Here is a 13,973-nt window from a genome sequence, read left to right as displayed (position 1 = left end):
TTGATTATACTATTGAATAAAATAATCTAGAATTTGCAAAATAAAATATAAAATATATTATTATATCAAAAGCTGATGAAAGGGCGATATAGAAGATATGGTTGCTCGGATCTATTGAGAGATAGAGCAAAGAACATTCAACCAACAGGTTGGTGACGACATAGAATAAGTGAGCGCGAAATAGAGAGCAGCGTCCCATGTCGATACTAATCAACATAGAATATGGATTATGGGGAATTACCAGGAGGAGGAAATGGTGTAATATGAAGTATAGCAGGCATCATAACCCGGCGCAACGGCTCTATAAAATTCTCCGGTTTACTATCATCAGCATTGTCGCCCTTCTATTGTTCTTCGCTGTATTTTACTGGATCAGGTCACCACTACCAAAACCGGAAAAACCATTTCATCATATGCATCTTATCGGTGGCTTTAGTGCTGCTACTCCCGAGAAAGCCCTAAAGGCAGCAACTATGGGTATTCAAGTTGAGTTTCAATATGGCAATCCTCCAGCGGAGAATAGTGAGCTTGGACAAAAATTCAACGCTTTACATATGAAGGTTGTTGATGGGTTTATTGCCAGCTACCTGCACTACTACGAATGCCAGCGTTCAAGGTCCATAATACCACCGCCGCCTGCCCTGAATACATATTGTGCTTACGGCTATCCAAGGTTTAGTGGTGAGGAGACGTTTCTTGCAGCTATCGCAGCACATCTACAACACGTTATCAATAACCACCTTATCATAGGCTATTGGGTCCTTGACGATTGGATGCCATGGGACAAAGGCAACGCCAAACAACTCCTTGTTAAGATCCACGCTTTGATCCAGCAATTCACCCCCGATCGTCCGGCGATCTGTGGCTTTGGCGGAACGTTAACAGCGAACCACACCTTCGGTTGGGACGATTGGGTGGCGGATAACTTTTCGCCTGATGGCTGTGATGAAGTCGGTCTCTATATCTATGCAACCACGATGCTTGCCACCAATCCAATTCCTGCTCCCGAAACCTATGATTGGTCGATGTCATCCATCCTCCCTGCTATATTCAAAAGCTTACAACGGAGAGGATGGAATAGAAATAATCAGCCATTGATCGGTATAGGACAGGCCTTTGGTGGACCCATACCCAATAGCAACAGGTACCGCTTAGCACCAACATCAAAATATATAGCCATGCAGAGCAAAAGCTTTTGCGCTCATGGTGCCATCGGCCTGGTATTTTATGCCTGGAGTGACTCCGAAATTGGCGTTTTCTCACAATCGCCGATGAATACACCAGATATTGTGATAGGCATTCGGGATGGCATCAGCGCATGCCGGCAGTATTGGGCATCTGCTTCCACTGTGCATCATTGATGGAGTACTTTTCGTAGAAGTCGGAAATTGCTCACACTCAAAAGAGATAGATGGGAACATTCCTTATAGAGGGATGTCTTTCCCTTAGCGAGTGGCTCTAATCTCGCCGTAAAAATCAATCAGCCGCTTGCTTTCACGCTCCCAGTTCAAATCTTGTCGAGTCGCCGCCAGAGCATTGGCCCGCATACAAACTAATGCCTGGCGATCCTCTAACATGGCGTTAATCGCGTGACCAATCTCCTCGGGTTCATGTGAGGGTACAATGCGCCCAACCTCATAGGTTTTGATGAGATCCGCGACAGCATTGAGAGAGGAGGCCAGAACAGGCAAGCCCGCCATCACATACTCAAACAACTTGTTCGGCAGGCACATCTGAATATTTGGGGTGATGGTCGAGGCAGCATCGGGCGAATACACCACCAGTCCTATATCAGCGGATGCTGTCCAGGTCAGGAGTTCGGTGTACGGAACAGGAGGAATAATCTTTACACGATCACCCACACGTTCGCGCATGATACTCCTTTCAAGCTCAGATCGGATCACGCCCTGCCCCATCATGATAATCATATTGCCGGGATTTAAAAACCTGGCGGCAAGGATCAACTTATCGAGCCCGCGACTATCTAGATTTCCCTGATATAAAGCGATATGCGTATCAGCGCTCAGGCCAAGATACGCTCGTAGAGCATTGCTGGCGGCAGGTGATTGAAAACTGGGGATGTTGCGAATGACTACTGCCATGGGACCACCATAGCGTCGTTGCATCTCATACATAATGGGACGTGAGACGGTAATGACGCCACTACAGCGGACCATCATGTGTCTAAGCAGCCATTGCCCCAGGGTGCATAACAGTTTCCATCTTGTGACCATTGGCTCTACCAGGGGCAATTCATGAGAGTCGAAGATAAGCGGCTTGCCGCGTATACGCGCGGCGAGATAACAGGCAGGAAGAGCAGTATCATCATGCGCATGATAGATATCTGCAGGGGTATTTATAAGTTTTAGTGTCCCTAGTATCATCAACCATATCATTTTGATTAGAAACCATGGCTTAAACCGCTCTGGCATAAACCATCTGGGCATGGTAATGTGTTTCATATGAATACGATTTACATCCTCCTGACATGGTCGATTAGAGTCACGTTCGATGTCTACAACAGTGATGTCCATCCCTGCCCGTTGTAGAGCAGTCGCCTCCCGCATGACACGGACATCGGTACGTGCCATCCCCAGCACATACATACAAACTTTCGTCTTCTCACCACGTATCCCAGTTTTTGGCTCTTGTGTGGGAATTGATACCTTCGTTTTTCGTTCCAAGATCCACCAACCCTCAATCGGATTATATTGAAAGCATTAATGACGCTTGCGCGCAAGGAGAACTTTGGCTGTCGGGGCTCTATGACCAGTACAGAGGCGGCAAGCTATTTGATCCCACCTGGCCGCATGGGGGCCTATCAGTTGAGACCATCGTCTGGAGCGGCCCCATAATCTCGTTATTTTCCAGCAGGCCTTGTATGCCAGAAAAGCCAGGTAACTTGTTGCTTCCAGGGGATTATTCAAGAAGACCGTTGCGGGTTGAAACACCTCAATCTCAAAGCTATATTCCATCAATATGGCGCGGTATTCAGCCAGCGTGCGTACCTTGTTATGTACAGCGTAAGCAAACTTTGGCACATATCCGTGACCACAGGTAATAGGGTCAGAAATGAGCAGCCTACCTCCTGGCGCACAGTGGGCCGCGAGATTGGCGATAGCGCAACGTAGACGGTCCGGGTCCACAATATGGAGCAGGACATCAAATGCCGAAATAATATCAAACTGTGCTGTTACAGCCAGAGGCAGTGGTATGACGCTGAGGTCGGCCTGAATGACCTGGTCATCGGGAAACTGCTGCTTGAGTCTGTCAATACTGGGTTGTGCGAAATCGAGTCCAGTAACATGCTTTGCTCCATGCCGATGCCAGAAGTCGAGCCAGATACCCGTGCCAGACCCAACATCAAGCACTGAAGCCTGCGCAAGATCGGTCAGCCCAACCTGCTGTAAGATGCGTTCAACCTGAAGTTGACGTACATAATACTGCATCTCAACGAATTGAGGCGAAAACCCCAGGTAACCAACACCAGTGATACCGGGATATGCACGCAGACGGTCTTCCCAGTAGGTCTGCGGATTAAAGGATTCTTGATGCTCTACCATATTGTAGATTCTCCTTTCAATGCATCCAAAGATGAACAACCAGTGACGCGGGCCAGCGCACGGCCAAATTGAATAGGATGATTATGGTGGATAACATAATCTCGTGCAGCCTTTCCCATACTCTGACAGAGTATGGCGTCATTAACAAGCCTCATTAATGCCCTTCCTGTCTGAGGTGCATCCCCAGCATTAACAACAATCCCACGCCCATCGGCAAGCAGTGTGACGTTTGCCAGCGGTTCTGGCGTTGCGATCACGGCACAACCAGAGGCCATAGCTTCGAGAATGGATAAAGGCATTCCAACGCCTCGCAGGCTGCTATATAGAGAAATGTTGCTCAAACTCAATAGATCGATGGCTTTCTGTCGTGAAAGATCGCCCCAAAACGTTAGAGATCCACTCAGCCCACGCTGCTGCACCTGCCTTTCCAGGTGCTGGCGTAATGGCCCATCACCCCCCAGTATGAACTGCACCCGTGTCTTACGCTCAGGGGGAAGGGCCGCAAACAAGGAGTCAAAAGCCTCCAGGGACACCTCTATGCCCTTCTCGGGAGCGAGTCGACAGATCTGCACAATAACGATCGCCTCCGGATCAATACCATACCGTCTTCGTTTCTGACCTTTTTCATCCTCGGTCAGCAGGTGATACTGACCAGGATCGATCATTGAAGCATAGCGGGTGACTCGACTGGGCTCAATATGCAAGTATCGGCACACGTCTGTCTCCTCATCCCCATCTACGCCGGGAATGAAAAAGTGGTCGGCCAGACAAGCGGTAATGCGGGCGAGCAATAGCAGGGAAAACCAGTAGCATTGGAATTGTATATGCGCCCGCCATCGCTTCAAACGCGACGCGGATTCCATCTCCGGTTGCCGAAGGCGTTCGGCGCGAAAAACGGGGTTCTCTAGCCAGGTCATATTGCCATGATCCATCACTACGACACGCACTCCGGCCAGTTTGCCAACGATGGTCGTGAAGGCAGATGAGAATACCCCATCCTGCGGTAGCAGGAGTTGATATCCCGCGTCCTGACGCAATAAAGAGAACAATTTCATCCCTCCGGCCAGACAATAGAACCAGACCGCGGGAAACTGCCAGGGATGGGTCCACGCCTTGCCGAAACGATAAATAATGTATTCGCCCGAATTGGCTCCAACGAAATTCGTGAGATATGCGATCTGCCAGTCTTTTCGCAGGATGCGATCGGCATCGGTGATGATGGCACGCATACCACCCGATAGAGGAAATGCCGTAATCGGTATCACGATGCGCACTACCTCTGTGGTAGACTTCGGAAACAACGCCGCGCGCATGTACTTCAGTAGCATACGCTGGAAATCCAGTTGGCGGCTCCGCAGAGATGCTCGCAGACGCGCTAGAGGACTCACGGCATAGCCTGCCCACCGTTCCGCCCGCCTCGCGCACTCCATACAGCCCGCAGAGGAGGAAAAACTGTGGAGCAATCTTTCCTGCAATAGATGCTGCTCCGTCGAAGCCAGGTCATACTGCAGGAGATGAGCACGAGTCCAGTAGCCGGTATCAAATTCGGCGCATAGACGATGCAGGGTCATATGCGCACACTGAACAAGCAGCTCGATCCGACCATTCCTTGTTGCAATCACATAATCCTGCAGGGCAATCAGCCCGCAGAGGAAACCTGTGAGGTGATGGGCAGCAGGATAGACAGCAACCTCCTCAAAGCAGATGCCATCCACACCGGGGGGCGCGCTCACACCGCCATCGAGGATATCATATTCAAATGTTCTTACAACCCTCTTAATGGCCTGCATAAATTGCTCCTTGCGCGTCAGTACATATGCCCTCATCAGTATCAGCAAACTAACCCCCTGTATCAGCGCGGATAGCCATGAACCGCGCGTGGAGATGGTTGGATGTGGTACGTTTATGGGCCAACCGCCTGCATCATTGCCAATGCGTACCTCGTAGAGCAACAAGCGATACGCTTGATTGAGAAAAAGCGTGCCTTGCTGTTCATTGCCTGTTTCCCAATAGTGGTTCCAGGCTACCAGGGCAGCACACTGGGCACTCTCGCTGTCCAACAAAGGGGTATTGTGCATGAGCAAAGACGATAGCGTAACGAGATGAGTCGCAAGCAACTTGTCCTGCGCATCATCTATGGCCGGTATATCTCCACTGTTGTTGTTCTGCCAAGCAATGCTGTCATCTCGCCATCGGGACATAGTCATCGGCCCCTTTACCTCTCTCTCCCTGCTGTTCCCACTGGCCTGGTTTCACTGCTCCTGATGGCGCATAGCACGTGGGTATTCAATAATTTGCACTGCTCCAGTAGCGTGGCAAACCAATCCGCTCGCGGCGCCAGCATACGCGAAACGGGAGGAGCCAGCGTGACGGTATGAAAGTCAAAGGCAGCACCAGACCTGCCAAACAGCCTTTTAATCTCACCTCGGCTTACTCGTCGCACCGCGGCATTGTACGGATTGTTATACGTAAAATCGTAGACTACGATCAAACCCTCTGGTTTGCACACCCGCCACATCTCAGCAGCGACTTTTTGGCAGAGAGATTCATCAAAAATAGAGCTGAAAACAACAAAGGCTGTTACCAGATCAAAGGCAGCATCAGCATAGGGCAACTGGTGGGCGCTGCCCACCCGCCAATCAATATCCGGCTGCAGATACCTTGCTCGTTCGATGCGTGATGACATCAGATCGATACCGAATAGATTTGCCGGTGAGGCCCCGTAGTCCAGAAAGCGCCGTAGTTGATTCCCATTACCACACCCCACATCCAGAATCTTCTTTTGCGCCAGACCAGTGAATCTATATCGTCTCAGCAACGCCAGCAGGTTGCACTCTAAACGGTGCAGATGAAAGAGGGCCGCCTCGTTAAAGTAGCTGTAGCGTCCAACATAGAGGCCGCTAGTATCACGATGCGCATACTCGGCTTTTAAACGCTCCAGCTCAGGTGCTGGATCTTTTTGTTCCTTTATTTCTCTCATCACCAACCTCCTCAAAAAAGGCATCTCGGGGGCTAGCCCATCCCAAAATTGAACAGTAGAGCGCCTCGAGCTTATCTGCAAGCACGTGGTGACTATGATGAGAGATAACCCATGCACGTGCCTGCTGTCCCAGTTCTCTTTCCATCTCCGGCTGCAGAAAGAGGAGTTCCAGATGCGCATCAATCTCTTCGGCCACATCTGCCCGGCAGAGTGGAGGAGGGGTGGGATAGACCTCATCATAGTGAAATGAGCAGATCACTGGCCTGGCGCAACTCATGGCCTGTAATTCGGACAAACCCAGGGCACCGAGAGCGAATTGGCCAACAACAACATTGGCGGATACAATAAGCTGTTGCACCTGATCCTGTGAGACAGGAGGCACAAACTCACAACAGTAAGCGTACAACTTTCGGTATTCTTCCTTCAGAGGTCCCCAGTCAATCAGACGCACACGAATGTTGGCATGACGTTGCGTGAAGCGTCGGATACCAGCCATTGCTATGCCGGTACCTTTTTCAGGATCGAGACGAGCAAAAAGCAGTATCGTCCACAGGTGATGTGGATCAATCGCCTGTTCTGTCACGGGAGCAAATTGCTGTGTATCAATTGGGGCAGGGGAGAAAACGGCATCTGAGCGTACACTACGCACAATTGGGAGTAGATCAGGAGTGATACAAAGCACCGCAGCCGCCCGACGTAATATTACCGCCAGTAGTGGACGCAAGAGTGGATGACGTAAACGTCTACGTACATCGGATCCATGGCAATGGACAACTACCGGTACCTGGCTCAACAAGTCGAGCACCCCATAGCTGGCCCAATGAATATGCGTTAGATCGAAAGAAGCTGGTTGAAGCCTTGCCACCAGATGCCTCAAGCTCAGCACGCGTAGTGGTAACATCAAAAGCTTGCCGCAGAGCGAGGAACCAGCACCACGCAGATCAGGCTCGTATAGAGCAGTGATATGGCCTCGTTGCGAAAATTCACGAGCATAAGTACTGGCAACCCGGTTGATATCATGAATATAAAGAATACGCATCCTGCTATCCCTCCGCCTGAACCGCTTCTCTTGTCAGAGGAGCTTTGATACGGAAAATAGCACCCCCTTTCCCCAGAATAACAAATAGGCCGGAATAGACTATAAGAGAACCCGCATAGATACCCAATGCGACATATATCCCTTGATGCTGAGCCAAAAAGCTACTTCCAACATACAGCGTACAGCCAATCAGCGATGCAATACCAAAGCGACCTAGCTCAAAGGCGATGGGATAGATGCGTTGATTTACCACATACGCCAGCAGGGAAAGCACCATGTAAGCCACGAGAGTTGAGAGCGCAGCCCCTTGCGCTCCATAGCATGGGATCAAAATCAGATTCAGCAGTAGATTGACAATCGAGGAGATGGTGGTAAATACTCCCAGCATCCACGTCTTACGCTGTATGTTGATGCCTATGTTAAAAACATAGTAGAGGCCAAAGAATACGCAGGACATGGCGACCATGGGGATCACAGGGGCCGCTGAACGATAGAGAGGCGGAAAAAGCCAGTTGAGGAGGAGCGTGGCAATGATAGATAGGCAAAAAGCCGATAGCAGCAAAAATGCATTGAGCCAGCGGAAAAGCACCTGAAACACCCTGGTCGCATGTTCATGTTTGGCTATTGTAAACATAGCAGTAGGCCACGCCAGCGTAAATGGAGTGATGACAACAACCATTAAAGCTGACCCTAAATTGTAGGCCACCGTATAGCGCGCAGTCTCTGCAAATGAGCTGAAATGGCTCAATAAATAGCGATCCGACAGTTGGAGTATCCAATACGCGACAAAATTGAGGACCAGCGGCGCGCCAAATGCCAGTAGGCCACGCGCAATATCTAGGCGTATCCTGATTCCCGTACGCAAAAGGAGCAGCGGAAGCGTACAAACTACGATGCATGCATAGCCACACCCTGTGGCGATGAGCGAGCCGTCAATCCCACGGTGCAGCACTCCAATCAGGAAGAGATTGGCAACTAATGTGATCAGCAGATTGCCAATCGAGAGCAGAGAATAAAAGCTTGCGCGGCTCTCCGCTCGTAGCCAGGCCAGGCCGGGAATCGTCAGATTTTGCACCAGTACGACGATCCCCCCCAGAATGATGAGTTGACTGAGTGATGGATGGCCGAGTAAAGCATGGGCCAGAAAGGGGGCGATTCCTGCAATTCCTCCGGCAACCAGGAGAGATATACCCATAAGCAAGAGTACGCTTGTAACAATAACATCACGTTTATCACTGCTCACGGCATAATCATAGTTGTACAGGCGCAGAAAAGCCGATCCCAGACCAAGTTGCGTGATCCCCGCTACCAGGCTAATGGCGGTATTAAGCAATGTCAGAATACCATAATCTGACGAGGAAAGATGATGCGTTAAAAATGGTGCAAGCACCAGAGAGATGAAGGGGACAACGATAGACGAGAGAGCGTAGACCCCTGAATCTTTCACCAGTTTACTTAACGACGGTAGCTGATAATCTACATAAGCGCTCACCTCAGCTATTTTTTCCCTCACAGAACATCCACGCTCTGTTGCTGCTGCTCCGTGCCGCCAGCGCAACCAGTTCTTGGACCAGATGTATTGTTTATTCTTCTTTATTGCGGATAGATCAGACTGTTGTAGCGGTTCGGTACGTTGTTTACCAGTTGAATGCGCACATACTATGCTCTTATCCATGTGATCCTGTTTCATTTCTGACATGACCTGATCCTTCCCCTCTCAATGCCCCATTCTCACCGCCCTGATCAGTTCATCCCTGATGGTGCAAAAAAAGTGACACATGTGATTCTGCGTCGCAACGCCCGCCGATAACGGATGATGCGGCTGACAACGAAATACCTCCAGCGACAGAGGCAACTGCGTTGATACCTGTCCCATTGACTGGCCAGTGCCGCACAATGTTCGCATTGAGTGATCTGGACCAGCGCCTCCATCAATGTTACATGCAGTGCATGGTAGTATAATGTAGCAGGTGTGCGAAAATGCAGATCGTACAGTGACCAGTATCCAAGATCAAAATCAGCGATGAGATCATGGAGCGCTGTGAGACTGCGTTGGATAAGGGCATCAATAGTGCTATCACCAGTACAAAAAACATAGTCGTAGAGGCCAAAGAGGGCTAAAATATAGCCATTTAGAACATGTGACGCTGGCTCGACAGCTACCTCCTCAAAAAAGATCCCGCTTGCACCTATCTGTGATGCAACCCCTCCATCACGAATGTCTCGTTCAAATGTGCGCACCGTGCGCCGCGCCACCTGAAGAAAACGCTCTTCATCTGTGAGCTGGTAAGCGCGTATGAGCACAGATAGCACGATTCCCTGTGTTAAGGCTGATAGCCACATGGGTAAAGCGTTGTAAGCAGGCACTGCAAAAGGGATAGGCCAGCCACCAGCACCACCAGCAAGTGGGGACTCATGTTCTATGAGCCAGTTGACCTGGCTCATAAAAGCATCACGATATTTCTCAGCTTTGGTATAAAGATAGACATTCCAACAAGCAAGAGCATATTCAGCGATCGTGGTTGGATGATAGACCTCGGGATATGATCCATAAGCTCTGTTAACAGGCACGCCACTCTGATCTAGCATCCCGTGAGGCAAAGCCAGCATAGCGTCCAGGTCGATAGGATATGGCGACAAGGCTGCTGTCTGGAGCAATCTATGGGCCAGTTGATGCCGGGGTTGGCTGCACTCCTTCTGCCAGTTTCGCCATTCCAACATAAAAAGATCTACAAGTGACCTTTTTTTTCGCACGCCAGGCTTCCGAGTGTACAAACTCATGATTGTGCCTCTCCAGATAACTCTTTCTCCGCTTCATGTAGCTGACGTCCCTTCAGGAGCGGAGATGAAATAAGGCCCAGAATCAACCAGCCAATTGCAGCAAGAGGAGCAAGGGTCCAACCACTCGCGACAAAACTATTCATACTTAAAGCTACAAGAGCTGCTATTCCACTACTTATCCACAAACATTTTTTCCCTTCGGTTGGTCTCCAATTTTGTAGAGCTGCGTAGAAAGAAATGATTAGAAGAACAGCAAATATTACCATCACAGGCAGGCCTGCCAATGCAGCAAGTTCGAGGTAGGAATTGTGCGGATGTGCCAGTGGTCGATATTGCTCGATGACGCGATAGGGTTCGGCACGCATAATATAGGCATAACGACCTAACCCTACTCCAGTAAGAGGAAAAGCAGTGATGACCTGTATTCCTGTAAGCCAGGCACCCTGGCGTAATGATAACTCATTCGGCGCAATCGCATGCTGAAGTTGGATAGAGAACTGCTGGGGAAAGAAATTCAGGATCATGATGCCAATAAGAATAGAGAGCATAATGATTTGTAAGCGGTAACGTGTCTGTTTCACCAGCATGATAAAAACAAACAATCCTGCACCCGCAGCAGCCCATCCTCCTGTACTGTAGCTGAAAGATAATGCTATGGTAATCAAGGCAACCTGTACAGCGTAGAAGAGTTTTCCCAATATGGAAGCGCTGGCGCAAAACAGCCCGAGAGGGAGCAAGAGCATCATAGAGAAAAAGCTGCCACTTGAATCAGGATTTATCAAAAAAGATCCTGAGCGGTGAAACGTATCCGCGATTACATAGTTTGATATGGTTGTAAAGTACCTCTCAAAACGAGTTGAGGCAAAGAGTGTTTGGCCTGTAGTTGCCTGGATGATTGCATGAATAGCAACGAGCGCGCCGAAGGCTGATAGGAAACCTAAAGCATACTTCAGGTTTTGCGGGGTGCGGACGATGACTATGCCTAACCAGAGCATGAGGAAAGCCCCAACAACAATATTGAAGTAGTAATACAGTGCATCTGCAAGGGAGATGCCATGCAGTGCAGAAAAGAGGGAGAGCAGTAGAAATAGCCCCCAAAGCCATAAGTGGCGCGGTTCTTGCCAGAGGTAGGCGGGAGACCGTCTCATATAATTATTTATGAGCAACATACATGCTAATAGCAGAGCAATTCCGCCCAGTCCCAGGTACCAATCAACATATAAATGAATGGCGAGAATCGAAACAACCATCAGTTCGTTTTGCCGCAATAAGAGCATTACTGCTAGCGCGCATAGCGCGATGATCGTCTCAGACGCATACAGAACAGATTGACCTAAAAATAGTCCTAGCCATGTGATTATCGTAAACCCTACAAAAATGGTGCAGATAATGAATACTATTCTGCATGGCTGGTAAGCTGTGTCCATTTTTTGTTTTAATTTCATGATGAGCATTATTTTCTGCCACCTCCTAGTATGTCATTACTCCATTTGCGAGCCCACCCTGCGTGATGCGACCATAGCTCATTACATGCCTGGCATAAGGAAGGATATGGATACCATATCAACGCATCCACAAAAGGAGGCCCTCACTTAGGACAGACATAGGGTGGTACATTTAAGGCTGTATTTTTAACCAGAGAAAAATCGAATATGGCTGTTTGTGTATGGAGCATGTTTCTTCCTCTTGCCGCTCCCTTCACCGCCGCACATGTTGGCAGCAATATCTGTATATGTGTGATCCATACAGCACCTGCTTGCTTTTGCAACATGGGATGATATCGCCAATCATCCCCATTGCGTACAGCCGCGTGAGGTACGCTCCAGGTCAGCGTAATGGTATGGGTTTGATTGCGAGAGAGCGTGAAAAAACCTGCCCAGACCATATGGCCAGCATCACTGCTGGTGCCACGCGGCTGCCATCCAATCTGCCTCTTCAATACACTTCCACGCGGCACATAGATATGCACGTAATCTCGATAGAGCGGAAGTCCATATGCTGAGCCCCGGGTCGTCCATGCATAGTGCAGCATCATATGATGGGTAGCATTGCCCTGCTCATCAATGCTGATGGTATCGCTCAGCATATTCTTGATCAGATGATTGGCTTTATTCGCCCCGATATTTGCATCAACAACGAAGAGATCGTCGCCTCTTGACGCCTGGATTGCCGCGTCGAGATGGTTGCGGTGCAGCAACATTTCAGCTTTCGGATCATTGATGTAGAGCTGTAGATCCTTTGTCTGGAGAGCATCGGCCAGGAGGCGAAAAAATTGCAAGATATGCAATGTTCCTACCTGGCGGACGCGGGCCACAAAATGGTGCGCTAACAATGCCACAAAATGTTTGCGCAGCGAGGAATAGCCATCTGACGAGGCAACATAGTCCGGCCCTTCACCACCGCGACCGAGCTGATGATAATGGATCCGCTCGATCAAGTTACCTGCATTCACCGTCTCATGGTACTCAGGAAGAGAAATCGGGCCGATGACAGCAAGCATGCTCTGAATAAGCGCAGGAGTGATGGCAATAACCCCTTGCAGGGGGGTGTCCCCGCCTTCACGCTGGTACATTGACTCAGCATTGCGAGCGTTGGTGGGGAAATCCGCGGAAAGATTGGAGTCGCGGAGCCCCCAGTTGCCGCGTGCAATATCAAACCAGTGATCGTCCTGGGGAAACGGTATGCCCCGTCCCGAAGCATAAAATGGCTGATCAAGCAGATCCGTATCGGTAATATGGGTGGAAACGAGCCGTCCCTCAGAGAGGGTCAGTATGCCATAATTGCCAATGAAACCACCGCCAGGACGTAATTCCGTCGCATCGAGAATCTCGACCAGGTAATGGATTGGGGCGCCAATGCCAAGGATTGCCGGTGCGATTGAGAATACGTTCACCATACCGTCCAGCCAATGCTGGAGTTTGGGGAGATCGCTGTGGGCTATGTTCAGTACATTCGGTATACCAGCGTCTTGTACATCAGATGATTGCAGTTGGGCAGCTTCGTCAACTGCCTGTGCGACTGATGCTTGCATAGCATGTATATTCTGCGTCAGCATGGGCAGGTCCGTCACCATGAGTCCATGCGCTTGAGTAGAGAAAGGATGATACAAACGAACGGCGAGCACATTCAACACATCACAACTCGCTATGCCCGCTTGAGCCAGCGCGAGGGCAAGCGGAACCAGGTGCTGGGCACTGTGGATACGATGCCCATACCAGGGAAGAGAGGCCGCTACAGTTGGTATAAATCGCAAGTCATCTTCTATGTGCGTAAATATCTCCACCGCACGGACAAACTCTTGTTGTGTTCTGGCTATGCTCTGTGTATCCAGAGTGCCAAGAGCCAGCGCGAACAGACGCTCTTTACCCTGCCAGAGATGCTGCATGCCTTCTTTTGCTAACAGTAGATCGCGTTGATAGTGAGCGGTTCCTACGCGGTATCCAAAATGGAACAAGGTTGCTCCACACATGATGACAAGCAGGAAACCAGGCAAAAGCATCCTTGAGTGTAGCCACTCACGATTGTCAGAGAGGGATTGCAAGCGAACTGGTCGCACACATCCCACTTTTATTCGTCCCATCTCCCCACCCCTCGCACTTTCCACGGATAC

The 13,973-nt window shown here is 49.8% G+C and carries 10 protein-coding genes; 1 reads left to right on the top strand and 9 read right to left on the bottom strand.

From position 1 onward, the window contains the following. Positions 1 to 263: 263 nt before the first annotated feature. Positions 264 to 1,361, top strand: coding sequence for a hypothetical protein (locus AABA21_RS13575; RefSeq protein ID WP_338250808.1), 1,098 nt, complete (start codon positions 264 to 266; stop codon positions 1,359 to 1,361). A gap of 84 nt (positions 1,362 to 1,445) precedes the next feature. On the opposite strand, the gene AABA21_RS13570 is transcribed toward AABA21_RS13575, so the two are convergent. The 9 genes from AABA21_RS13570 to AABA21_RS13530 all read right to left on the bottom strand — a co-directional run bounded on the left by AABA21_RS13570 (position 1,446) and on the right by AABA21_RS13530 (position 13,943). Next, a complete protein-coding gene (locus tag AABA21_RS13570; protein WP_338250806.1) occupies positions 1,446 to 2,684 on the bottom strand; it encodes a glycosyltransferase in 1,239 nt (412 codons plus the stop codon). Positions 2,685 to 2,720: 36 nt separating this feature from the next. Then, a complete protein-coding gene (locus AABA21_RS13565; RefSeq protein WP_338250804.1) occupies positions 2,721 to 3,563 on the bottom strand; it encodes a class I SAM-dependent methyltransferase in 843 nt (280 codons plus the stop codon). Beyond that, complete coding sequence (locus AABA21_RS13560) at positions 3,557 to 5,764, bottom strand: glycosyltransferase (protein WP_338250802.1); 2,208 nt, start codon at positions 5,762 to 5,764, stop codon at positions 3,557 to 3,559. Before AABA21_RS13560 ends, AABA21_RS13565 begins: the two co-directional genes overlap by 7 nt. 14 nt (positions 5,765 to 5,778) lie before the next feature. Beyond that, positions 5,779 to 6,543 (bottom strand): class I SAM-dependent methyltransferase, encoded by a 765-nt coding sequence (locus tag AABA21_RS13555; protein WP_338250800.1) that lies wholly within the window; start codon positions 6,541 to 6,543, stop codon positions 5,779 to 5,781. Continuing rightward, positions 6,506 to 7,582: a glycosyltransferase family 4 protein gene (locus AABA21_RS13550; RefSeq protein ID WP_338250798.1), complete on the bottom strand. Its 1,077-nt coding sequence runs from the start codon at positions 7,580 to 7,582 to the stop codon at positions 6,506 to 6,508. The genes AABA21_RS13555 and AABA21_RS13550 overlap by 38 nt, the downstream gene beginning before the upstream one ends. 4 nt (positions 7,583 to 7,586) lie before the next feature. After that, the gene (locus tag AABA21_RS13545; RefSeq protein WP_338250796.1) at positions 7,587 to 9,281 is read right to left on the bottom strand and encodes a lipopolysaccharide biosynthesis protein; all 1,695 of its coding nucleotides are present in this window, start codon (positions 9,279 to 9,281) and stop codon (positions 7,587 to 7,589) included. A 44-nt stretch (positions 9,282 to 9,325) separates the two neighbouring features. After that, positions 9,326 to 10,303 (bottom strand): D-glucuronyl C5-epimerase family protein, encoded by a 978-nt coding sequence (locus AABA21_RS13540; RefSeq protein WP_338250794.1) that lies wholly within the window; start codon positions 10,301 to 10,303, stop codon positions 9,326 to 9,328. 56 nt (positions 10,304 to 10,359) lie between these two features. Then, positions 10,360 to 11,817, bottom strand: coding sequence for an O-antigen ligase family protein (locus AABA21_RS13535; RefSeq protein ID WP_338250791.1), 1,458 nt, complete (start codon positions 11,815 to 11,817; stop codon positions 10,360 to 10,362). 134 nt (positions 11,818 to 11,951) lie between these two features. After that, the gene (locus tag AABA21_RS13530) at positions 11,952 to 13,943 is read right to left on the bottom strand and encodes a DUF4012 domain-containing protein (protein WP_338250789.1); all 1,992 of its coding nucleotides are present in this window, start codon (positions 13,941 to 13,943) and stop codon (positions 11,952 to 11,954) included. Between the last annotated feature and the right edge of the window lie 30 nt (positions 13,944 to 13,973).

The sequence above is a fragment of the Dictyobacter halimunensis genome (assembly GCF_036245075.1).
The sequence above is the reverse complement of the archived record's forward strand: the minus strand, read 5'-3'. Positions and strand labels throughout refer to the sequence as shown.